This window comes from Streptomyces sp. NPDC102451 (assembly GCF_044765485.1).
GTDB lineage: Bacteria > Actinomycetota > Actinomycetes > Streptomycetales > Streptomycetaceae > Streptomyces.
In genome coordinates, this window is record NZ_JBIWKD010000016.1 from 159196 (window position 1) to 181837 (window position 22642).

A 22642-nucleotide genomic window follows, 5' to 3' on the forward strand; every position below is an offset into this window, starting at 1 on the left:
TCAGGCCGCCCTCCGCAACGCGCGCCGTTGTACCCAGGTCAGGAGTGCGATCATCACCATGAACACCAGGGACTGGGCTGCCGCGTAGCCGAACTCGTTGTTGGAGAAGGTCGTGTAGACGCGGGTGGACAGGATGTCGAGCGCCGGACCGGGCGGGTTGCCGCCGAGTCCGAGCACCAGGTCGAACGCCTTGAACGACTGGATGGTCGTGTACGCGAGCACGATGCCCGTGGCGGGTGCGACCAGCGGCCAGGTGATGTGGCGGAACCGCGCCCACCGCCCGGCGCCGTCCAGCTCGGCGGACTCGTACAACTCCCTTGGTATCGCCTGGAGTCCGGCGATAAAGACGACCATCATCTGCCCGGCGTGGAACCACACCTGGGTCAGGGCCAGCCAGAACACGGCCTTGTCCGGGTCGCCGAGGTACACCGACTGGAACGAGTCCAGCCCCACCCCCCGCAGCGCGGAGTTGAACAGCCCGCCGTCCGGGTCGTACACGAACCGCCACACGAACGCGACGGACACCGACGACAGGACCGTGGGGAGGAAGAACAGTGCGCGCAGCAGCGTCGAACTCCTCGTGGTCCGCACCAGATAGAGGGCGAGCAGGAGGGCGAGGGCCGTCTGCGCCAGGACGACGGTGACCGTCAGCTTCAGGTTGTTGCCGGCCGCGTTCGCGAAGACGTCGTCGGAAGTGGCGATCTCACCGAAGTTGCCCAGGCCCACCGAGTTGTAGCCCGCGCTGTACCCGTCCCAGTCCGTCAGGGCGTACTGCACCGCCTGCACGGTCGGATAGGCGAAGAAGAACAGGTAGAGGGCCAGGGCGGGCACCGGGAACCACCACAGTGCCCGCCACGCGCGACGGCTACGCGCGCTTCTGGTCGATGACACGCTGGGCCTCCTCGGCCGCCTGCTCCGGCTTCTTGCCGCCGACCACGGCGACCGTGGCGTTCTCCACCGCGGAGCGGATGTCGAGGTTCAGGAACTGGAACCTCGGCGCCAGGACCGTCTTCCGCTTCAGCCAGGGAGAGACCGCCTTGAGGTCGGCGTTGGTGTAGTCGACGCCCTCGACGGTGACGTGCTGGCCGGTGCCGTCGGCATACGCACCGGCGTTGGCGGGGTCGCTGAGGAACTCCAGGAAGGCCAGCGCGGCCGGCTGCGCCTTCGAGGCGCTGTTGACGCCCAGGATGAACGTGGTGTTGAAGACGCCCTCGTACTTCGCCTTCGCGGCGGTGGTGGTGACGGGCGCGACCAGGTCGAAGGGGAACTTCGCGCCGAGCGCCCGCACCCCGGCCATCTGGAACGAGCCGGTGGCCAGCAGCCCGGCCTTCCCCTGGGCGAACAGCTGGGTGACGGCGTCGGTGGTGGAGCCGGTGGCACGGGCCTGGAGATAGGGCGTCAGCTCGGCGTACTGCTTCAGCGTGGTGAGGAACCAGTCGTCCGTCACCTTGTACGCGCCTGACTCGATCTTCGTGAACATGTCGTCGCTCGGCGCGTTGTTCATCACCATGGCGTTGAGCAGCTGGCCCGCGTTCGCGGTGTCCCCGCCGGGCCAGGCCAGGGGCGTGTACCCCTTGGCCTTCAGATCGTCCAGCAGCTGCAGGAACCCGTCCCAGTCCCCGGGCGCGCCCGTGTGCCCCGCCTTGTCGAGGGCGTCGGTGTTGGCGAGCGGCATGTTGAAGACGAGCTGGTACGGCAGCCCGTACTGGACGCCCCCGGACGCCCCGGGCCCTATGAGGTCCGCCTGGTACGCGCCGACGACATCGGTGCCGGTCAGCGGCGCGTACACGCCCGCCTTGACGATCTGCTCGAACTGCGCCCCCCGGAAGGCGGTGAACAGGTCGCCGGTCTTCGAACCCCGGATACGGCGCAGAGCGGTGGACTGGTAGTCGGCGGACGGTGATATGTCCTGTGTCACCGAGGCGTCGGGGTGCTTCTTCACGAACGCCTTGACGAGCTCGGCGAGCACCGCCTTGTCCTCGGCCCGCCAGTGGGCGAAGGAGACTTCGCCCTTCACGGGCCCCGAGGTGGCGAGGGCCGAGGGAGAGCCGCTCGCACCCGACGAGGCGGTTCCGCCGGGGCCCGCGCACGCGGCGGCGGCGAGGCCGAGGCCGGCCGCGCCGAACAGGCGGAACACCGACCTCCTGTCGAGGGAGGGGGTGGGGAGGGAAGGCATGGCAGGGCCCTTCTGTTCGGTGCGGGGTGGGTGGGGCACTGGGGTGCGGCCGGCTCGGGGGCACCCCGGTGCCCCGTACGTGCGGGGAGGCGCCGGCGGGGTCCCGGACAGGTGGATTCAACGTTGAATCAGTCGGCGGAGCCGGGAGCACGAGCCATACGGACGTCACCGGCGCCGACAGATCCGGGAAGAAGAAGGGAAGGCCGGGAGAAGGGAGTTGTGGTTCAGCTACACAGCGCGGTGGCGACCCTCAGCAGGTCGATGTGCGCGCGCTTCACAAGCACGACGGCGGTTCCCATGGGCCGGGACTATACACACCGGCAATGACGGGAAAGCGGGGATCTCGTTCCGTGGACAGGGCGTCCCGGCAGGCAGCCGGACCGGACGGCCACGCGGGACCGGAGTAAACGCCTCGCCTTCCGTGTTGCAGAACGCGTCACTACGGGACAGCCCTCAGGAGGGGACGGGAGCCGATGAGCCTTCGTCAGTACGAGTACGCCCTGGCCGTTGCCGAGGAGGGCTCGGTGACAGCGGCGGCGGAGCTGCTGCACGTGGCTCAGCCGTCGGTGTCCCAGCAGATCCGCGGCCTGGAACGGGAACTCGGCGTGGAACTGTTCGCCCGTACGCCGACCGGGCTGGTGCCCACCGTGGTCGGCCGTGCGTTCCTGCGGGAGGCGGAGGTCGCCGTGAACGCGTCGCGGCGGGCCAGGGCGACGGCGCGCGCGGGTGCCGACGAGCTGGTGGGCGAGCTGGTGGTCGCGGTGCAGATGGGATTCGGCACGCGGCAACTGCCCGGCGCCCTCGGCGCGCTGCGCCGTCGCTACCCGCGGCTGGAGGTCACCGTCTTCGAGGAGCCGAGCTCCGCCGAACTGGACCGGCTGTGCCGCCGGGGGGTGCTGGACCTCACCCTGATGGCGGCGTGCGAGCGGAGCCCCGCCGACGCCCACCACCTCGGCGACGAGGAGCTCGTCGTGGTGCTGGGCGCCGGGCACGGGCAACTCGCCTCGGACCGGGTCGAGCTGCGGGAACTGGCGGGGGAGCCGTGGGTGCGGTTCGACCGCGACAGCGCGCTCGACGCCGTGCTGCTGAACGTGGTGCGGGACGACGATCCGACCCCGGCCACCGCGGCGCGTGTCTCCCAGACGGCGACGGCCGTGCGCTGGGCCGCCCAGGGGCTGGGGGTGGCACTCGTCCCGGCCTCCGCGGTGCCCCACGGTTACGAGCACCTCGTTCGCCCGGTGTCGCCGGCCGTGTCCCAGCCCGTCATCGCCGTGATGCGGCCCGCCGCGGGCCCGGCCGAGACGGCCCTGCTCGAACTCCTGCGCAAGGAGAGCTGGTCCGAGCCGGCTTCCTCCTCACCGGTGACCTGAGGGCCGGGGAGGAGGCGGGCGCCACGGAGCTCGCTCCGTCGGCACCGGCCCTCCGTGGGCCCTCGCCGGCGTCAGCCCCTGGTGAACTCACCGCCGTCCACGACGACATTGCTCCCGGTCAGCCAGCTCGCCCGGTGCGTCACAAGGAACAGCACCGCGTGGGCGATGTCGTCGGGCTGCCCCTCGCGCCCCAGCGGCGCGGTGTCGTCGGCGTTGGTCACGCCCGGTGCCGCGTCCAGGCGCGCCCACTGTTCCCGCGTCGCCTCGCCGCCGGGTGTGGCGGTTCTGCCGGGGGACACGGTGTTGACCCGGACCCCGGCCGGGGCCAGCTCGGAGGCCAGCCCCCGGCTGTAGGCCTCCAGCGCCGCCTTCGCCGTGACGTAGTGCAGGAACGGGGGTGCGACGGTGGGGACCGCCGCCGAGGAGACGTGCACGATCGCCCCTGAACGCCGCTCCCGCATCCCGGGGGCCAGTAGCGAGTCCAGCCGCACCGACGCAAGGAAGTTCAGGTCCAGAGCGTCCTGCCACTCCTCGTCGGGGATGGCCAGAGCGCCTGCGTGAGGCCGGCCCCCGCCCGCGTTGTGGACCAGGATGTCCACCCCGCCGAGCTTCTCCCGCGCGGCCGCGGCGAGCGCCTCCGCGCCGGCCCGTGTCCGTACGTCGGCCTCCACGAAGACTGCCCCGTCCGGCACCGTGGCGGCCGCCGACCTGGCGGTCGTGAGCACTTCGGCGCCCGCGTCCAGGAGCTGGCGCACGACGGCCGCTCCGATACCGCGCGTACCTCCTGTGACCAGGGCCCGCTTTCCCGCGAGCTCTCGCGTTCCCGTTCCGTTTCCGATTGTGGTCATGCCACAGGTCCTCTCGATCGCGTATTCATCCGCTCGACATAAGAAGAGCCGAAGCGCCCGGAGTGCGAATTCGAGCAGGAATCGCGGCGGGCACCTCAGCGAGCTGTTTCACGGTACGAGCGGGAAAGAACGAGAGGCAAAGACGAAAAATGAGCAGGTGCCATAGGGAATTCCTATGGCACCTGCGGCGACGGGTCCTCGACGACCGGACCCGCGTCGCTCGCCGCCCGGCCGGACGCCACGGAAGGGCTCGTGGCGACGCGCGCCGGGGGAGTCCGGAGCATCCCGCCTACTGCTCCGCGCCCGTCGGCGGTGGCGGCGTCACGGACGGCTCGATGGTCGACCGGACGTGGATGCGCGTCGCGCCGGGCAGAAATCCTTCTTCTCCGGATTCAGGTTCGGAACCAACTTGGTTCCCTCTCGGAAGAGTCGTTGTGTGTACGTCTCTGCCGAGTTGCTCGGCAGGACAAAGGACAGGAGTCCCGTGTCCCGGGGCTTTTCATGGATGCGTGCCTATCGTCCTTCCTGCTCCTCACGCCGGACCCAGCGCCCCGTGGCGGCCGCGAACCCGGCGACAGGCTCCTGACGGCGCGTGTCCCCGAGGCCGGTCCAGGTCGCCGCCAGTTTCGCGAGGTCGAGCATGTCGCTGAGGGGGCGGGTACCCGGGACGCCCGCCTCGTCGGGCCGCTGACCCGGCCGGTACCAGAGGACCGGCATGCCCGCGGCCGCGGCGGCCTCCACGCCGACCCGGCTGTCCTCGATCACCAGCACGTCCGCGGGATCGACCGACACCGCCTCGGCGGCGGCCGCGTACAGGCCCGGGTCGGGCTTCCACACCTTCAGCTCGTAGGCGGAGAAGTGCGTGTCCCCGAAGTAGCCGTCGAGCCCGGTCGTCCGCAGCCGGTCGCGGATCATCTGGAGCGGCGAGTTCGACACCACGTACGTGGGAAGGGTGATCGCGCGCAGCGCTTCCTCGACTCCGGGCACGGCCGTCAGGCGCCCGGCGATCAGCTCCTCGCCCCGGGCGCGCAGCACCCCGACCGGGTCCGGCGGCATCGGTTTCGTCGCGAGGCGGGCCAGGATGTCGATGCTCTCCTGGACGCGGCGTCCGTTGAACAGCCGTTCCACGTCGGCCGCCGTCACGGGGGCGCCGACGAGACGGGCCAGGTCGAGCAGGGCGTCGTTCTCGGCGTCCTGGCTGTCGACGAGGACCCCGTCGAGGTCGAAGAAGACGACGGTCGGGGTCATCGGGCCACCACGTCCGCCCGCGCCTGACGCTCGGCGAACTCCGTGTACTTGTCGGAGAGTTCACGTGCGAGCGGCAGTGCATCCTCGACGAGCATCTCCGGGCAGTCGTAGCCGAGGAGGCGCTGCATGACGGACATGCTCTCCTTGGCGAAGACGATCCGCCCGCCCGGATGGACGGCGTCGATGCCGTCGATGCGCTGGCACTCCTCGTTCACGGCGACGGCCGCCTGCTCGGTCAGCCCGGCCGGCAGGTCGAGCCGGATGCCGGCCGCGGACACGGCGACGGGATAGCCGCCGACGCGGCCGTGCGGGGCCGGCGCGTGCAGCCGGCGTTCCTCGTTGGACGTCAGAGCCCGGACGACCTGGAGTGCCGAGGCCGAGGTCAGCTGCTGGCCCTTCGTGCCGCCCTGCCGCTTCAACGGCCCCGTCAGGTGGGCGAACATGCGCTCCGGCCGTGGGCGCAGGATCTCTCCGGTGACCGCGTCCGACACCTCGATCACGTACGGGACGCCGTCCGCCTCGCCGTACCGGTGCACGTGGTGGCTGAAGTAGTGGTGGGCCACCACCCGCACCCGCACGCTCGCCGGATCGCGGTCGAGTTCGAGGGCGGCCGCGAAGGTGAGTGCGGGGACGATGTTGCCGACGTTCCCGATGCCGATGTGCGGCGCCAGACCGATCGAGGCCAGGGCGGGACCGACCGCGTCGGGGTAGGCGGTGTTGACGGCGAGCGCGGCGGAGCCGGCCCGGCGCAGTGCCAGCATCAGCCGGTGGTTCAGTGCCAGGTGCATCGGCAGCCACGGGCCGAGCTGGGCCTCGTCGAGTTCCCGGAAGGTCTTGTCCGGGAGGTCCAGGATCGCGCGGGCGGCCTGGAGGGAAGCCGCGTTGACGACGATGTCCGGCCGGATCCCGGCGAGGGTCTCCGCGGTGCGGTCCACGTCCTCGAGATCGATCTCCGCGCTGCCCACGGAGGTGACGCGGCCCAGATTCGCGGCCGTGTACCGGCCCAGGTTGGCGAACCGCAGGGCGCGTTCCCCGGAACGGGCCGCGACGACGACCTCGTACGGGGAACCGTGCTCGCCGACCAGCATGTGCAGCAGGCGTTGGCCCAGATCACCGAGGCCGATGATCAGTACTCGCGTCGTTCCTGCGTCGTCGTTCATCGTCAAGGAAATCCCCCGTATCGGTGCCGAAGGCGTCACGGAAAAGGCTGCCGAGAATGTGCGTGACAGACGTGGAAACGAGCGGACCAATTCGCTTCACGGACCCTTGCGTCTTTGCTCCCGTAAACGGCTCGGGTGTTCGCGTAAGGGTCGATCTCTGACTCGGAGCAGCGCTCAGCATAGTCACAGGTGCGGCGTCCCGTTGGGCCGTTCGGCAACGCCGACGTGCACTGCCTTCGCGCGGACATCGTCGAACCCGAATTATCCGGGCGAGGGCTTGCGGGAGTCATTCCTTTCCGGGTATTTGTCCCTTGACCCTTCCCTCGTGGGTGTGCAAAAGTTCGGCCCGTCCAGGACGGGGGGATACGCAATGGACCGATCGACGCCTGCTGTCTCCGGCTACCTGCTGGAGGAGGTCGGGGCCATCTGCCGAGGACGGTCGGGGGACGCCGTTCCCGGCGACTGCGCCCGGATAGCAGACGAGATCAACGCCCTCTTCGGCCTGCGGATCACCTCGCGAGACGTCAGCGGCACGCGCTCCGTCCTCGAACTCTCCGCTCTCGTCCAGGCCGCCCTGTCGGGCCCGGCGGGCGCGCCACCGCCGGACGGCACCGGCCGCGCCCCGCTCTCGTCGGCGCAACAGCGGATCTGGTTCATGCAGCAGTTCGCGGGCGATTCCGTGCTCTACAACGTGCCGACCCGGCTGGAGCTGACCGGCCCCCTCGACGAGAACGCCCTGCGCGCCGCGCTCGCCGACGTGTGGGCCACGCACGAGATCCTGCGCACCGTCTACCCCGTCGCCTCCGGCGTCCCGTTCGCGCGGGTCGGCGCGGCGACCGCGTTACCACCGGTCCCCGTCGTCGATCTGACCCGCGCCGCCGACCCGGCCGCCGCGCTCGACCGCCTCGCCGCGCGCCAGGCGGCGCGCCCCTTGCTCCTCGACCGTGATCCGCCCGTCCACCTGCTGATGGCGCGCCTCGGCCCCGATCGCCTCACGCTGCTCGGCACGTTCCACCACATCGCCGTCGACTGGGTCACGGTCAATCTCCTCGTCCGCGACCTCGGCGAGCGCTACACCGCACACGTGCGGGGCGTACCCGAAGCGCCCGTCCCACCGGAGTGGGCGTACACCGACGTGGCGCGCCGGGAGGCCTCCCCGCAGACGTCGGCGGCCGTCGACCGGGCCGTCTCCGACCGGAGCGCCGCCCTGGCCGGCATCCCACCTCTCGCCCTGCCCACGGACCTGCCGCGCCCGCGCTCCCCACGCTTCGAGGGCGCCGCCGTGCACGGCGGCCTCGAAGCGGCCGACGTCGCCGCCGTGCGACGGCTGGCCCGACGGGTCGGGGCGACGCCGTTCGCCGTCCTGATGGCGGCCTTCGTGACCGTGCTCGGCCGGGCCGACCGGCAGCGGGAGTTCCTCATCGGCACCCCCGCGTCGGGCCGCGTCCGCGCCGAATGGCAGGACACCGCCGGCTGCTTCGTGAACGTCGTCCCGGTCGTCGCCCGCCTCGACGGATCCCCGTCGGGCGCCGACCTCGTCGCACGCGTCAGCGAGGCGGCCTGGCAGGCGCTGGACGCGCAGGACGTCCCCTTCGACCGCCTCGCCCGCGCCCTGGGCCGCCGCGCCGCACCGCTGGTCGACGTCCTCTTCTCCTACCAGCCGAACGCACCGCTCGTACCGTTCGAGCACCTGGCGGACACCGCACCGGCCTTCTTCAGCCCGCCCGGAACGGCCAAGTACGACCTCAGCCTGTACGTCATCGGCCGCGGCGCCGAGCTGCGGCTGGAGGTCGAGTACGACACCGACGTCTACGCACCGGACACCGCCGCGGCCGTGCTGCGCGCCTACGTCGACGTGCTGCGCTCGCTCGTCGGGGACCCGGACGCCCCGGTGGACCGGTCGGCGACGAGCGGCTTCGAGTCAGCCGCACGCCGCACCCGCGAGCGCACCGGCGGCATCGAAAGGGTGGCATCGTGACCGCGCGGAGGAACCCCGGGCCCAAGGCGTGTCTGCACGACCTGTTCGCACAGCAGGCACAGGCCCGCCCGCACGCCGTCGCCGTGACGCACGACGGGCACCACGTCACCTACCGGGAGCTGGACCGGCGGGCCAACGCCCTGGCCCATCGGCTGCGCGCGGCGGGCGTCGGCCCCGACGTCCCCGTCGCCGTCCGCTTCCACCGCTCACCGGAAGCGGTCGTCGCCATGCTGGGCGTGCTCAAGGCGGGCGGTGCCTATGTGCCGCTCGACCCCGCCCACCCCGCCGAGCGGCTCGCGTTCGTCTGCGCCGACTCCGGGGCGCGCCTGCTCGTCACCGACGAACCCGCGCGGCCGCTCGCCGCGCTGCCCGTCCTGGAGGCCGGCACCGCCGGGCAGGAGACACCGGTGCCCGACACCGGCGTACGGCCCGACCACCTCGCGTACGTGATCTACACCAGCGGCTCGACCGGAGTGCCCAAGGGTGTCCAGGTCGAGCACACCAACGTCGCGGCCCTGCTGGACGCGACCACCGACCGGTTCGACTTCACCGCCGACGACGTGTGGACGCTGTTCGCCTCCCTCGCCTTCGACGTGTCGGTGTGGGAGATGTGGGGCGCGCTGCTGCACGGCGCCCGGCTCGTCGTCGTCGACGAGGACACCCGCCGGTCGCCGTCGGGCCTGCACGCACTGCTGCGCGACGAGAACGTCACCGTCCTGAACCTGACGCCCGCGGTGTTCCGCCAGTTGTCACGCCACGAGGAGGACACCGACGCGGCCGCGCTGCCCGACCTGCGCTGGGTCGTCCTCGCCGGAGAACCGCTCACGCCCGCCATGCTGCGGCCCTGGCTGCTGCGGCACGGCGACGAGCGGCCCGCGCTGGTCAACATGTACGGCATCACCGAGACGACGGTGCACTCCACCTGGCGCCGGATGACCACGGCCGACCTCGCCGAACCCGAGGCCGGCCCGATCGGCGTCCCGCTCGCGAACTGGACGGCACACGTCCTCGACGAGCAGGGCCGGCCCGTCCCCGCGGGCACGCCCGGCGAGCTGTACGTCGGCGGGGCGGGCGTCGCCCGCGGATACGCCGGACGGCCCGAACTCACCGCGGCCCGGTTCGTGCCCGGCCCCTCGCCGTCCGACGGGCGGCTCTACCGCTCCGGAGACGGCTGCCTGGTCCGCCCCGACGGCGAACTGCAGTACCTGGGCCGCCTCGACCACCAGGTGAAGCTCCGGGGCTACCGCATCGAACCCGGCGAGATCGACGCCGCGCTCTGCGGGCACCCCGCCGTCCGGGAGGCGGTGGTGGTCCTCGACCGGCCCGACGGCTCCGAAGGCCGGCTGGTCGCGTACGTGGTGACCACGGACGCGGCCGAGACCGCACCGGACACCCTGCGCGCGCACCTGGGCCGCACCCTGCCCGATTACATGCTGCCGGCCGTGTTCGTCACGCTGGACAGGCTGCCGCTGACGGTCAACGGCAAGGTGGACCGGGCCGCGCTGCCGGATCCCGGGTCGCAGCGCCCCGCCCTCTCCTCACCCCTGGTGCGGCCGCGCACCCCGCTCCAGGAGCAACTGGCCGCGGTCTGGGCCGAGGTGCTCGGCGTGGCCGAAGTCGGCCTGGACGACGACTTCTTCGACCTCGGCGGCCACTCGATGCTCGCCGTCCGGGTCATCGCACTCGCCCAGGAACGGCACGGAATCACCCTCTCGCTGCGCACCCTCTTCGACGCCCCGACCGTCGGTCTGCTCGCCGAACAGGCCGAGGGACGACCGGCATGACCCCTGCTTGGCCCCACCCGTTCCCGAGCACCGCCCTGGAGTCAGAAACGTGAGAGAACTGCTGCGCGACAAGGTCTACATCCGGTACTGGCTGGCGGTGGTCGTCTCCTTCCTGGGAGACGGCATCGCGAAGGTCACCGTGGTGTACGTGGCGGCCACTCTCACCGATGCCCCGGCCCTGTTCATCGCCGCCGTGGTCATCGCCCAGCTGGTCCCCTCCGGAGTCCTGGGCACCTTCATCGGGCCGCTCGTCGACCGCATGTCACCGCGCGTCCTGCTGGTCGGCGCCGACCTGGCCCGCGTCGTCACCGTGCTGGCGATGATCCCCGCCGTGCACAACGCCGGACTGCTGCTCGCCCTGATCTTCCTGGAGGGCCTCGGGAAGTCCGTCTTCGAGACGGCCCGGATGGCGGCCATCCCGAAGGTCGTCGGCACGCACAGCCTCCCCGCGGCGATCGGCCTGTTCCAGAGCACGGTGCAGACCCTGAACCTGGTCGGGCCGCTGATCGGCGGCGTGCTGATCGCGACGGCGGGGGTCCGCCTCTCGTTCGTCATCGACGCCATCACCTTCGTCGTCAGCGCCCTGCTCCTCGGCAACCTCGCGGTCCTCAAGGACGCCTCGGTCACGGCCACCTCGCCCGGCCAGTACTGGAGCTCCCTGCGCAGCGGCGTCACCGGCGCCCTCAGCATCCCGACGCTGCGGACCGTGGCGTGGATGATGGTGCCGGTCATGATCGCGATCGGTGTGTTCACGACGAACGTGAACACCCAGCTCCTCGTCTCCTTCGACCTCTCCGCCTTCGACTTCGGCCTGGCCCAGGCCATGCTCGGCGCGGGCGCGATCCTCGGGGCGTTCTTCGGCCCCATGCTCGTCAAGCGGTTCGCGCTGGCGGAACTGCTGGCCGGGGCGGTGGGCCTCTTCGCCGTGTCCCTGCTGGTCCTGTGGCCGATCGACCGGTACGGGGTGTCCTGGCTCGCCGTGATCTGCGCCTGGTGCGCGCTGGCCGGCCTCGGCATGAGCCTGGTCCAGGTCCCCGTCGCGAACATCCTGCTGCGCGATCTGCCGGAGGACCTGCGGGGGCGGGGGATCGCGCTGCTCAACGCACTCATGGTCAATTTCACGATCGTCGGTGTGCTGCTCGGCGGCGCCTTCGCCAACTGGGGCGGCATCGCCGAGTCGATCGTCGTGACCGGCGCGATCCTGCTGATCCCCGCAGCGGCGCTGACGTTCAGGACGCGCCGCATCGACCGAGCCGACGACGCCCAGGATGATGAAGTGAGGATTCGCCGATGACCGCGCGGACCACCGTCCCCGTGCCCCTGCCCCCGGCGCCCGGCGGCGCCGCCGACGACGCGACCGTCCTGGCAGCCTGGGCGATCGTCCGCGCCGCGGCCCTGCGCACCGGCACGGTCACCGTCCCGCTGAGCGTCGGTGACCGCACCGGCGTGGTGACGGTCGACCTGGACGCGCTCACCACCGGCGCCGATCTGCTGGCCGCCTGCGCGAAGCGGCTGTCCGACCCGGACACCGCGCAGGACGGGCCGCTCGACCCGTTCACCGTGCTGCTGGGCCCGGCCGGGGCGGCGCTGAGCTGGCGGACGTCGTCCGTCGACCCCGTACAGGGGGAGCTGTTGGCGGCCCTGCTGGCGCGCACCGCCGGCCGCCTCGACGCGGAGCCGTCGGCACCGCTCGACACCCTGCGCGCGTTCACCGGTGAACGGACCGCTCCGCCCGACGAGTGGCGCCGGGCCGCCGGGCGCGGCGCCACGGACGTGCCGCTCGACCGCCGGCGGGCCGTCCGCGCGTGGGCGCGCCGTGAACCCGGCCGTCTCGCCCTCGTGCACGGCAGCCGGCGGATGACCTACGCCGAACTCGACGAGCGGTCCGACCGGCTCGCGAACCTGCTGCTCGCGCACGGCGTGGGCCCCGACGTCCCCGTGGCCGTGTGCCTCCCCGCCGGGATCGACCTCGTGGTCGGCCTGCTCGCCGTCCTCAAGGCGGGCGGCTGCTACCTGCCCGTGGACCCCGGTTATCCGGCGGCCCGCATCGCCTACCTGCTCGACGACGCCGCCGTCCGCGTGGTGCTGGCCGGCGACGGCGTGCCCGTGCCGGACGGTGAGCGGCCGGTGATCCGGCCGGGTACGACGGAGGGCGAGGCGCTCATATCCGGGTCCCCGGCCGCCGCCCCGGCCGATCCCGAGGACCCGCAGCGGCTGGGATACCTCCTCTACACCTCGGGCTCCACCGGCGAACCCAAGGGCGTAGCCGTCACCGAGGACGCGGTCGGCCGGCTCCTGAAGGCGGCGGGCCGCCACCTGTCCGTGGAACCCGGTGACGCCGTCCTGTTCAGCTCGTCGCCCGCCTTCGACATCTCCACCGTGGAGATCTTCCTGCCGCTGGTCAGCGGCGCCCACGTCGTGATCGCCGACCGCGACCAGACCCGGGACCCCGCCGAGCTGGTCCGCCTGATCGACCACCACGAGGTACGTCTCGTCCAGGCCACCCCGTCGGCGTGGTGGCAGCTCGCCGAGGCCCTCGCGGCGGGCGGCCGCCGCGACCGGCTCCAGGCAGTCACCGCGGGCGAGCCGCTCGCCCCCGACCTCTGCGGCCGTCTGCTCGCCGTGGCGGGAAGCGTCGTCAACGGCTACGGCCCGACCGAGACGACCATCTACTCCACGATCGCCACCGTCACCGCACCGGACGACGTGACCGTGGGGACGCCGGTGGACGGCACGTCGCTGTACGTCGTCGACGCGCACGACCGCCCCGTGCCCGCGGGCGTGCCGGGAGAGCTGCTGATCGGCGGCCGTAACGTCGCCCGCGGCTACCTCAACCGGCCGGAGCTGACCGCCGAGCGGTTCGTGCCCGACAGCTGGCGGGACCCGGCCGCCCCGGAGCCGTCCGTGGTGTACCGGACCGGAGACCTGGCCTGGTGGGCACCGGACGGGCGGCTGCGGGTGACGGGCCGCATCGACACCCAGGTGAAGGTCCGGGGTCACCGCATCGAGCCCGGGGAGGTCGAGGCCCGGCTGAACGTCCACCCGGACATCACGGCGTCCGTGGTCCGCGCCCGCGCCTTCGGCCCGGGCGACACCAGGCTGGTCGCCTACCTGGTGACCGAGGGCGAGCGGCCCTTCGCCCTCACCGCGCTGCGCGACTGGTGCGCGCTCACCCTGCCCGACCACCTCGTCCCCACGGCGTGCCTGACCCTGCCGCGACTGCCGCTGACCGGCAGCGGCAAGCTGGACGACGCAGCGCTGCCGGGCCCGGCGGAGATCCTCGCCCGCCGGAGCGAGGGGCCCGGCCGGAGCGAGGGGCCCGGCCAGGGCGACGCGGGCCGCACCGCACCCCGCACGCCCGCCGAGCGGGCGGTGGCCCGGATCTGGCAGAAGGCGCTCTGGGCCGACGACCTCGACGTGGACGACGACTTCTTCGCCCTGGGCGGCGACTCGCTGCTCGCCACCCAGGTCACCCGGGAACTGCAGCGTGAGTTCCTGCTGGAGGTGCCGATCCAGGCGATCTTCCGGTTCCCGACCGTCGCGGAGCTGGCCGCCGCAGTCGCCTCGGCCCGGACCACGGGCCGGGTGGACGTGAGCGGCGCGGCGGAGTCGCTGACCGCCGGGGCCGGGGAGGTGGCGGGCCGTGGCTGACCGTTCGACCCTCGTGGTCGTCTACGACCGCGGCAGCATGGCGCCGACCCGGCTCGCCGAGGTCGCCGCCGAGGACGACGTCGAGCTGCTGTTCGTCGCCGGCGCCGAGGCCGCCACGACCGGCACCGCCGACCCGGCCACGACGGCGCACATCGAGGAGATGATGCCGACGCTGCGGATGGTCGGCGAGGTCGTGACGGCGGGGCCGGGGGACGAGGACGGCCTGCTCACCGCGATCGACGCCCACCGTCCCGCCGGGATCGTCACCTTCAGCGAGTTCCAGCTCGGGCCGACGGCCCGGCTGGCCGCCCGGCTCGGCCTGCCGCACCACGCGCCGGACGACATCCCCGCGATCACGCTCAAGGACGCCCAGCGCCGGCGGCTCGCCGAACGGGACGTCGACGTGTTGCGGACCGCCGTCGTCACCGCGCCCGCCGAACTCGACGCCGCACTGGAGCAGGTCGGCCTGCCCGCCATCATCAAGCCGGTGTGGGGAGCCTCCAGCCGCAACACGAGCGCCGTGCACACCGAAGCCGAGGCCCACGCCTTCGTCGCGGACGTGCTGTCCGGCGCCGGACCCGGTCCGCGCGAGAGCGCCCTGATCGTGGAGGAGATGCTGATCGGCCGCCCCACACCGGCCCCTTGGGGCGACTACATGGCGGTCGACTGCGCCGTGCGGCAGGGCCGGGCCGAAGCGCTGTTCACCAGCAGCAAGTTCACGCTCGCGGAACCGTTTCGCGAGCGCGGGGCCTTCGGCAGCCGCCCGGTCGAGGACGCCGCGCTCGTCGCCGAGGTCGAGGCCCTCGCCTGCCGCGCGGTCGAGGCCGTCGGCGTCACGGTCGGCATCGCCGACGTCGAGGTCAAACTGACCGCCGACGGCCCCCGGGTCATCGAGATCAACGGCCGGCTCGGCGCCTGGGTCGACGACCTCGCCGTACGGTCCGAGTGCTCCGTCCCGGCGCGGGTGGCCGTCCGGGCCGCGCTCGGCCTGCCGTTCGAGGGGCGCAACCCGCCGGTGGCGGACAGCCCGATCGCGTTCCACTACCTGCTCGTGCCGCCCGTCGGCGTCACCCGGGTCCGTGACATCCACGCCGTACCGGCCCTGCGCCGCGTCCCGCACGCCGACCGGGTCACGGTACTGACCAGCCCGGGCAGCCCCGCCGGATGGGAGATCGGGGCAGCGTCCAACGCCGCCGCGGTCTCCGGAACGGTCGCCACGCACACGGAGCTCGCCGACACCGTGGCCGCCCTGGAGGAGGTGCGATGGATCACCTACGAGTGAGCACGCCCTGGCTGCGCCCCCTGGTCACACCGTCGCTGCCGGCGCTCCAGCTGATCCTGCTGCCCCACGCGGGCGGGAGCGCGCACGTCTACGGCGACTGGGCGTCGTTCCTGCCCGGCGACGTCGCGCTGGCGGCCGTCGAGTACCCCGGCCACGGTGCCCGCCTCACCGAGCCCACGATCGACGATCCCGCCGTCATGATCGCCGAGGTGACCGACGTGCTGAGGGAGGTGCGGGAGCGGCTCGACGGGCGGCCCCTGATCATCGGCGGGCACAGCCTGGGCGCGTTGCTGGCCCACGAGGCCGCCACCGTGCTCCAGGCGGCCGGCCGGCCCGTGGACGGGCTGCTGCTGTCGGGCGCGCTGCCCGCGCACCGGCGGACCATGATCGCGGACCTCAGCACCCTGACGGACGACGCGCTGGCCGTCGCGCTCGGCGCCGACGGCGACATCCCCGCCGTGATCCTGGAGGACGCCGAGGCCCGCGCCTTCTACCTGCCGATGGTGCGGCAAGGGCTCGTCTTCGCCCGCGAACTGTGCCGGGCCGTCGCGGAGGGCCCGTCGGGGCGGGAGCCGGTGCACGCACCGACCGTCGTCATCGGCGGCGCCGACGACGCGCGGTGCCCGGCGGCCGGACTCGACGCCTGGGCCGAGGTCGTCGACGGCCCGCTGGAGACGGCCGTGCTGCCCGGCGGCCACTTCTACTACCGCCAGGAGCTCGACACCGTCGGCCGGCTCGTCGGGGGCCTCGTCGACCGGGCCCGTCGTCGCCGGGTCAGGAGCTGACCGTGTCCGGACGGATCAGGTCGCCGCACGGCGCAGGCTCGCCGGCCGCATGTCGGTCCACACCTGATCGACATGGGCCAGGCAGTCGTCCTTCGGGCCCGAGAAGCCGGTGGCCGCCCAGCCGGGCGGCAGGTCGCGATCGGCCGGCCAGACCGAATACTGCTCCTCGTCGTTCCGGACCACCTGGAAGATCACGTCAGCCATTCTTTTCCTCACCGAGATTGCGAAGGCGGGACTATTTCCACGGCACGTGCCGAACCGATTCGGTGTGCCCTCCTGATTATTACCGTGACCGCTCGGAGGCGTGAGTCTTTTGAGCGATTGAAACGTGCACACATCAAGTTCAGGTATTGAAATGGATTCGCTGCCTTGGGTAGTGTCCTCAAACGCGAAGACTATCCGGCTCGCAGGTGTAAACGGGGGAGATCATGTTGCGGACTGTTTTCTGAACGGCAGCCGTTTCGGGCCGATTCCTTTGTGATCCCTGTGCTCCGCCGCGCCGATTGCTCCGCCGCGCCGATTGCGGCGAAGCCGATCGGCGACGGCCGGCGGGCGAGGAACGACGTACCGGCGAGGGCGCCGACCCGCCGCGACGAGCTGATCCCGGCCGATTCCCTTCTTTGCTTCTCGTGCGATCTCGGCAAAGCGCTCGGTAAAGACCTGAAAGAGGACTGCATGGCTGAGTACGGTGACGACGGGCTCAGGATCGCGATCGTCGGCATGGCCGGTCGCCTGCCGGGAGCGGCCGACCTCGACGCCTTCTGGTCCGCCCTGGTGTCCGGCGAGGAGGGCCTCACCCGGTGGTCCGCGCGAAGCCTCGAGGACGCGGGTGTCCCGCCCGAGGTGCGTGACGATCCGGCGTACGTACCGGTGGTGGGCGCCCTCGACCGTCCCGCCCGCTTCGACGCCGAGTTCTTCGGCTACACCCCGGCCGAGGCCGAACTCACCGACCCGCAGCAGCGTTTGCTCCTCGAAACCGCCTGGCACGCGCTGGAGGACGCGGGTCACACCGCCGAGAAGGCCCCCGGCCGGGTCGGTGTCTTCGCCGGCGGCAGCACGACGGGCTACCGCTCGCAGCGCATCGACGCCGACCCCGAGCGCCGCCGCGGCACGATGCCGGTGCAGGCCGCCGTCAGCACCGACCCCGACATGCTGGCCCTGCGCGTCGCGTACAAGCTGGGCCTGCGCGGGCCCGGCATCACCGTGCAGACTGCCTGCTCCTCGTCGCTGGTCGCCGTGCACCTGGCCACCCAGAGCCTGCTGCTGGGCGAGTGCGACGTCGCCCTGGCCGGTGGCGCCGCCGTACGGCTGCTCGAACCGGTGGGCTACCACTACGACGAGGGCGGCATCCTGTCCCCGGACGGGCGGTGCCGGCCCTTCGACGCGGACGCCGCGGGCACCGTCGTGGGCGACGGCGTCGCGATGGTCGCCCTCAAACGGTTCGACGAGGCCGTGCGCGACGGCGACCACGTGTACGCCGTGATCCGCGGCTCCGCGGTCAACAACGACGGCGCCGGCAAGGCCGGTTTCACCGCGCCCTCGCCCCAGGGCCAGGCCGCGGTCGTCGCGGAGGCGCTCGCGGTGGCCGGGGTGGACCCCGCGACCGTGCAGTACGTCGAGGCCCACGGCACGGCGACACCGCTGGGCGACCCGATCGAGGTGCGCGCCCTGACCGAGGTGTTCCATCCCGCGGCCGCCCCGGGCAGCTGCCTGCTGGGCTCGGTGAAGGGCAACGTGGGGCACCTGGACACCGCGGCGGGCGTGGTCGGCCTGATCAAGACGGCCCTCGCCATCGAGCACCGGTACGTCCCGCCGACGCTGCACCACCGCGCGGCCAACCCGGCGACCGGGCTCGACGGCAGCCCGTTCCGGGTGAACGCCACCGGCGAACCGTGGCCGGCCGCGCCGCACCCGCCGCGCGCCGGCGTCAGCTCCTTCGGCATCGGTGGCACGAACGTCCACGTCGTCCTGGAGGCGCCTCCCGAGCAGGCCGAGCGCCCCGCGCCGGGACCGGACGAGCGCCACGTCCTCCCGCTGTCGGCCCGCAGCGAGGCCGCCCTCGACCGGGCCTGTGCCCGGCTCGCCGACCGGCTGGCCACCGACCCCGGCCTCCGGCTCGCCGACGTGGCCCACACGTTGCAGTCGGGCCGGGTCGCGTGCGCCCACCGGCGCGCGGTCGTCGGCCAGGACGCCGCCGAGGCCGTACGGGCGCTGCGTACGTCCCGGCCGGCCACCCGGGCCGAGACCGCCGACGCCGTGTTCCTGCTTCCCGGACAGGGCAGCCAGTACCCGGGCGCGGGCGCGCAGTTGTACCGGTCGGAACCGGCGTTCCGCGCCGCGTTCGACGCGTGCGCCGCGGGATTCGCCGACCGCCTCGGCATCGACCTGCACGCGGTCGCCTTCGCCGACGACGACGAAGACGGCCCGGCAGCCGAACTGCTGCGGCAGACCGTCCACACGCAGCCGGTGATGTTCAGCCTCGACTACGCGCTGGCGCGCACCCTGATGACCGCGGGCGTCCGGCCCGCCGCCCTGCTCGGACACAGCCTCGGCGAGCTGGTGGCCGCGTGCCTGGCCGGTGTATTCACCCTCGACGACGCGATCACCGTGGTGGCCGCACGGGCCCGCCTCATCCACGCGGCGCCGCCCGGCCGGATGCTCACGGTGGACGCCCCCGCCGACACCGTCGCGCCGCTCCTCGGCGACGACGGCGTGGTGGCCGCCTTCAACAGCCCCCTGTCCTGCGTGGTGGCGGGGGCCCCGGAGGAGATCGAGCGGGCCGAGCGCCTGCTCGCCGCCGAAGGGCTGCGCCCCAGGCTCCTCGCCACCTCGCACGCCTTCCACACGGCGCTCGTCGAGCCCGCGCTGCCGGAGTTCGGCGAGGTGCTGCGCTCGGTCGCGCTCGCGGCCCCGCGGATCCCGTTCGTCTCGAACGTCACCGGTACCTGGATCACGGACGAGCAGGCCACCGACCCCGAGTACTGGGTCGGGCACGCCCGTCGGCCGGTGCGGTTCTCGGAAGGACTGAGCGCGGTCCTGGACCGCGGCGTGCTGGTGGAGGCCGGTCCGGGCGCCGCGCTGACCTCGCTGGCCGCGGCGCACCGCGTCGCCGGCCGTCCGGTCGCGGCGGTCGCCCTGATGCGGCGCCGCAGGGGCGTGCCCGCCGACGAGACGAGGACGTTCAGGGAGGGTGTCGCCGAGCTGTGGACCCGTGGCGTGCCCGTCGACTGGGAAGCGTGGCGCGGCGTGTCCGCCGACCGCAGGGTGTCCCTGCCCGGCTACCCCTTCGAGGGCGAGGACCACCTGCTGCCCCGGCCCGGGAACACCGGCGCGCAGGGCCGTCTCGACCCCGCGCGCTGGACGGCAGTGCCGGTGTGGCGGCGCGCTCCGCGGCCCGCGACGGCGCGGCCCCGGCCGGAGACCTGGCTGGTCCTGCCCGACGAGGCGGGGCTCGCCAAGAGCCTGGTGCCGCTCCTTGAGGCGGCCGGCCACACCGTGGTCACCGCCCCGGCCGGGGAGAGCGGCGTCGACGGGGTGCGGCCCGATCACGTCGTGGACGTCCGCGGTGTCGGCGGCGACGACCCCGGCGGCGAGGCCGCCCTGTCCGCGCTGCTGGACATGGCGCGGGGTCTCGACGGCGCCGGCGACGGCAGGCCGGTCCGGATCGACGTCCTCACCGACGACCTGCACGACGTGGACGGCAGCGGCGCGAACCGCCCCGGCCGTGCCACCCTCCTGGGCGCCGCCCGGGTCCTCGGCCAGGAGTACGCGACCCTGCGCACCCGGTGCGTGGACGTCCGGCTCGGCGACGCGGGACTCCCCGAACAGCTCCTCGCCGAACTGACGGGCGATGGCGACGACGACGTGGTCGCGCTGCGCGGCGGGCGACGCTGGCTGCCCGCGTACGCGCCGCTGCGGCTCGCCCCCGCCGACGCGGGCGCGGTCTGGAAGGCCGACGGTGGCTATCTCGTCAGTGGAGCCGTGCACGAGCCCGGCCTGTCGTTCGCCGAGGACATCGTCGGGCAGGGCGCGCGAGCCGTACTGGTGGGGCCGCCGGACTTCCCGCCACCGGACCGCTGGTCCACGGCGGACCTGCCGGCCGGGACCGCGGACCGGCTCGCCCGGCTCGTCGCGAGCGGGCGGGCCGCCTTCGTCGGCGCCGACCTGAGCCGGCCCGACGAGGTCCGGCGCGCCGTCGACGCCGCCCGCGCGCACCTCGGGACGGTCCGCGGCGTCGTGCACACGGCCGACGCGCGGGGGTCCGGGCTGATCGCGCTCAAGACCCGCGCACAGAGCGCCGAGGTGCTCGACGCCTGGGTCCGATCGACGCTGCTGCTCGACGAACTGCTCCCGGACGAGCTCGACTTCTTCCTCATCGTGTCCACCACGGTCGGCATGGTGGGCGGGGTCGGCCAGGCGGAGAACGCCGCTGTGGCCACGTTCCTCGACGCGTTCGCCGAGGCCCGCGCCGCCGCCGGACGCCCGGTCACCACCATCGACTGGGCGCAGTGGGCGTTCGACGACCGGCACGAACAGCAGGCCGGGACACCGCGGATGCGGGAGATCTTCGCCCGGCACCGGCGCACGGCCGGCGTCCGCGCCGACGAGGGCGTGGCCGTCGCACGCGCCGCGCTGGCCGCAGGCCTGCCGCGCGCCGTCGTGTCGGCCGTGGACCTCCAGGAGGTGCTCGCCGGCGGCGAGGCCCTCGGCGTCGATGCCGTCGCCGACGCCCTGCGGGAGGCGCCCGGCACGCGCCCCGCCCGGGACGCGGCCGACGACTGGCCCGACGACGAGGTGGCGCGCAGCGTCGCCCAGGTGTGGCACGAGGTGCTCGGCCGCGAAGGCTTCGGCGCGGACGACGACTTCTTCGAACTCGGCGGCAACTCGCTGTTCGCCATCCAGATCGTCGCCCGGCTCCGCGAGCTGCACGGCGATCTGCCCATGAACGTCATCTTCGAGGCGGCGACGGTGTCCGGCGTCGCCGCGGCCATCCGCGCGCAGCAGGCCGAGAGTCTCGACGACGACGAGCTCGAGGCGCTGCTGCGCGAGGTGGAAGCCCTGTCGGCCGACGAAGCCGCGGACCAGTTGGGGGAGGACCATGTCTGACATCGCCGGCACCGAGCGCGACCTGCGGCAACGGGTGGAGTCGCTGAGCGCGCGACAGCGCGAACTGCTGGAGCGCAGGCTCCAGGAGAAGCGCCGCACCCTGCCGTGGCTGGCCCGGCCGGAAGCGGCGGCCGGGGGAGCGACCGCCCGTCCCGCGCGCGCCCGCCGCACCCGGCGGCCCACCAGCCGCATGGACTTCAGCCTGTTCTTCTTCTCCAGCGACGGCTCGATCGAGGGCTCGGGCAAGTACCGGATGCTGCTGGACTGCGCCCGCTACGCCGACACCCACGGGTACGACGGCATCTGGGTCCCCGAGCGCCACTTCGTCGACTTCGGCGGCCTCTACCCGAACCCGTCGCTGCTGGCCGCGGCGATAGCCGCGGTGACCGAGCGGCTGCCGATCCGGGCCGGCAGCGTGGTCGTACCCCTGCACCACCCCGTCCGCATAGCCGAGGAGTGGTCGGTGGTGGACAACCTCTCAGGAGGCCGGGTCTCCGTCTCCTGCGCCTCCGGCTGGCATCCGGACGACTTCGTCCTCGCCCCCGACCCGAGCCCGGAGCGCTACACACAGCGCCGCACCGAGATGTTCGACCAGATCGAGCTGGTGCGGCGGCTGTGGCGGGGCGAGGCCGTGCCGATGCGCCGGCCCGACGGCGAGACGGTGCGCCTGCGCTCCATGCCGCGCCCTCTCCAGCCCGAACTCCCCGTCTGGATCTCGTCGTCGGGGAACGTGGAGACGTTCGTCCAGGCCGGGAAGGCCGGGGCGCACGTCCTCACCGGGCTCGTCGCGCAGCAACTGCCGGACCTCGGCGAGAAGATCGCCGCCTACCGCGCCGCGCTGCGCGACAGCGGCCACGACCCGGAGCGCGGAAAGGTCGGCGCCATGGTCCACACGTTCGTGGGCACCTCCGACGACGAGGTGCGCGACCTGGTCCGCCGCCCGCTCATCGACTACCTCACCACGTTCCTGGCGCAGCAGGAGAGCTTCGGCAGTACGTACTCCCAGATGGACGCGGCGGAACGGGAGGCCATGCTGAACGCCATGTTCGACCGCTACTTCGACACCATCGCGCTCCTGGGCACGCCCGACAAGTGCGAGACGCTGATCGAGGACCTGGTCGACATCGGCGTGGACGAGGTGGCCTGTCTCGTCGACTTCGGCGTGGACGACGACCGGGTGCGCGACAGCCTGGACCACCTCACCGAACTCAAGCGCCGCTACGCCGGTCCGCGGGGTGACGTGCGGTGACCGAC

16 protein-coding genes are annotated in these 22642 nt (G+C 73.0%); 9 read left to right on the plus strand and 7 right to left on the minus strand.

Features of this window, described 5'->3' with window-relative positions; genetic code table 11:
- The 3 genes from ACIRD8_RS29305 to ACIRD8_RS29315 form a co-directional block, all read right to left on the minus strand.
- Complete coding sequence (locus tag ACIRD8_RS29305) at positions 1-891, minus strand: carbohydrate ABC transporter permease (RefSeq protein ID WP_403997953.1); 891 nt, start codon at positions 889-891, stop codon at positions 1-3.
- Positions 866-2176, minus strand: a complete 1311-nt coding sequence (locus ACIRD8_RS29310; RefSeq protein WP_403997956.1) for an ABC transporter substrate-binding protein — start codon at positions 2174-2176, stop codon at positions 866-868. The genes ACIRD8_RS29305 and ACIRD8_RS29310 overlap by 26 nt, the downstream gene beginning before the upstream one ends.
- Before the next feature lie 224 nt (positions 2177-2400).
- Complete coding sequence (locus ACIRD8_RS29315; protein ID WP_403998057.1) at positions 2401-2475, minus strand: putative leader peptide; 75 nt, start codon at positions 2473-2475, stop codon at positions 2401-2403.
- A 174-nt stretch (positions 2476-2649) separates the two neighbouring features.
- On the opposite strand from ACIRD8_RS29315, the gene ACIRD8_RS29320 reads away from it, so the two are divergent.
- Positions 2650-3546: a LysR family transcriptional regulator gene (locus ACIRD8_RS29320; protein WP_403997959.1), complete on the plus strand. Its 897-nt coding sequence runs from the start codon at positions 2650-2652 to the stop codon at positions 3544-3546.
- Between the two features lie 71 nt (positions 3547-3617).
- Here the strand turns inward: ACIRD8_RS29320 and ACIRD8_RS29325 are convergent, their stop codons facing one another.
- The 3 genes from ACIRD8_RS29325 to ACIRD8_RS29335 all read right to left on the minus strand — a co-directional run bounded on the left by ACIRD8_RS29325 (position 3618) and on the right by ACIRD8_RS29335 (position 6802).
- Complete coding sequence (locus tag ACIRD8_RS29325) at positions 3618-4394, minus strand: oxidoreductase (RefSeq protein WP_403997962.1); 777 nt, start codon at positions 4392-4394, stop codon at positions 3618-3620.
- Between the two features lie 513 nt (positions 4395-4907).
- A complete protein-coding gene (locus ACIRD8_RS29330; protein ID WP_403997965.1) occupies positions 4908-5642 on the minus strand; it encodes an HAD family hydrolase in 735 nt (244 codons plus the stop codon).
- On the minus strand, positions 5639-6802 hold the full coding sequence (locus ACIRD8_RS29335; RefSeq protein ID WP_403997968.1) for a saccharopine dehydrogenase NADP-binding domain-containing protein: 1164 nt from the start codon (positions 6800-6802) through the stop codon (positions 5639-5641). Before ACIRD8_RS29335 ends, ACIRD8_RS29330 begins: the two co-directional genes overlap by 4 nt.
- A 370-nt stretch (positions 6803-7172) precedes the next feature.
- On the opposite strand from ACIRD8_RS29335, the gene ACIRD8_RS29340 reads away from it, so the two are divergent.
- The 6 genes from ACIRD8_RS29340 to ACIRD8_RS29365 are packed head-to-tail and all read left to right on the plus strand — an operon-like array spanning position 7173 to position 16282.
- Positions 7173-8780, plus strand: coding sequence for a condensation domain-containing protein (locus ACIRD8_RS29340; protein ID WP_403997971.1), 1608 nt, complete (start codon positions 7173-7175; stop codon positions 8778-8780).
- Positions 8777-10564: an amino acid adenylation domain-containing protein gene (locus ACIRD8_RS29345; RefSeq protein ID WP_403997974.1), complete on the plus strand. Its 1788-nt coding sequence runs from the start codon at positions 8777-8779 to the stop codon at positions 10562-10564. The genes ACIRD8_RS29340 and ACIRD8_RS29345 overlap by 4 nt, the downstream gene beginning before the upstream one ends.
- 49 nt (positions 10565-10613) lie before the next feature.
- Positions 10614-11858 carry an MFS transporter gene (locus ACIRD8_RS29350; RefSeq protein ID WP_403997977.1) on the plus strand — a complete coding sequence of 415 codons (1245 nt, stop codon included), beginning with the start codon at positions 10614-10616 and terminating at the stop codon, positions 11856-11858.
- Entirely contained in the window at positions 11855-14215 is a 2361-nt protein-coding gene (locus ACIRD8_RS29355) for a non-ribosomal peptide synthetase (RefSeq protein ID WP_403997980.1), read from the plus strand. The genes ACIRD8_RS29350 and ACIRD8_RS29355 overlap by 4 nt, the downstream gene beginning before the upstream one ends.
- Entirely contained in the window at positions 14208-15497 is a 1290-nt protein-coding gene (locus tag ACIRD8_RS29360) for an acetyl-CoA carboxylase biotin carboxylase subunit family protein (protein WP_403997983.1), read from the plus strand. The genes ACIRD8_RS29355 and ACIRD8_RS29360 overlap by 8 nt, the downstream gene beginning before the upstream one ends.
- Positions 15479-16282 carry a thioesterase II family protein gene (locus tag ACIRD8_RS29365; protein WP_403997986.1) on the plus strand — a complete coding sequence of 268 codons (804 nt, stop codon included), beginning with the start codon at positions 15479-15481 and terminating at the stop codon, positions 16280-16282. The genes ACIRD8_RS29360 and ACIRD8_RS29365 overlap by 19 nt, the downstream gene beginning before the upstream one ends.
- 15 nt (positions 16283-16297) lie before the next feature.
- Here ACIRD8_RS29365 and ACIRD8_RS29370 read toward each other — a convergent pair whose 3' ends face one another.
- Positions 16298-16486 carry an MbtH family protein gene (locus ACIRD8_RS29370; RefSeq protein WP_403997988.1) on the minus strand — a complete coding sequence of 63 codons (189 nt, stop codon included), beginning with the start codon at positions 16484-16486 and terminating at the stop codon, positions 16298-16300.
- 471 nt (positions 16487-16957) lie between these two features.
- On the opposite strand from ACIRD8_RS29370, the gene ACIRD8_RS29375 reads away from it, so the two are divergent.
- Positions 16958-21388, plus strand: a complete 4431-nt coding sequence (locus tag ACIRD8_RS29375; RefSeq protein ID WP_403997991.1) for a beta-ketoacyl synthase N-terminal-like domain-containing protein — start codon at positions 16958-16960, stop codon at positions 21386-21388.
- Entirely contained in the window at positions 21381-22637 is a 1257-nt protein-coding gene (locus ACIRD8_RS29380; protein ID WP_403997994.1) for a MupA/Atu3671 family FMN-dependent luciferase-like monooxygenase, read from the plus strand. The genes ACIRD8_RS29375 and ACIRD8_RS29380 overlap by 8 nt, the downstream gene beginning before the upstream one ends.
- The last annotated feature ends 5 nt before the right edge of the window (positions 22638-22642 follow it).

Coding starts and splice junctions, on each gene's coding strand:
- ACIRD8_RS29310 (WP_403997956.1), bottom strand. CDS start 2,176: ATGCCTTCCCTCCCCACCCCCTCCCTCGACAGGAGGTCGGTGTTCCGC.
- ACIRD8_RS29320 (WP_403997959.1), top strand. CDS start 2,650: ATGAGCCTTCGTCAGTACGAGTACGCCCTGGCCGTTGCCGAGGAGGGC.
- ACIRD8_RS29325 (WP_403997962.1), bottom strand. CDS start 4,394: ATGACCACAATCGGAAACGGAACGGGAACGCGAGAGCTCGCGGGAAAG.
- ACIRD8_RS29330 (WP_403997965.1), bottom strand. CDS start 5,642: ATGACCCCGACCGTCGTCTTCTTCGACCTCGACGGGGTCCTCGTCGAC.
- ACIRD8_RS29335 (WP_403997968.1), bottom strand. CDS start 6,802: ATGAACGACGACGCAGGAACGACGCGAGTACTGATCATCGGCCTCGGT.
- ACIRD8_RS29340 (WP_403997971.1), top strand. CDS start 7,173: ATGGACCGATCGACGCCTGCTGTCTCCGGCTACCTGCTGGAGGAGGTC.
- ACIRD8_RS29355 (WP_403997980.1), top strand. CDS start 11,855: ATGACCGCGCGGACCACCGTCCCCGTGCCCCTGCCCCCGGCGCCCGGC.
- ACIRD8_RS29365 (WP_403997986.1), top strand. CDS start 15,479: ATGGATCACCTACGAGTGAGCACGCCCTGGCTGCGCCCCCTGGTCACA.
- ACIRD8_RS29370 (WP_403997988.1), bottom strand. CDS start 16,486: ATGGCTGACGTGATCTTCCAGGTGGTCCGGAACGACGAGGAGCAGTAT.
- ACIRD8_RS29375 (WP_403997991.1), top strand. CDS start 16,958: ATGGCTGAGTACGGTGACGACGGGCTCAGGATCGCGATCGTCGGCATG.
- ACIRD8_RS29380 (WP_403997994.1), top strand. CDS start 21,381: ATGTCTGACATCGCCGGCACCGAGCGCGACCTGCGGCAACGGGTGGAG.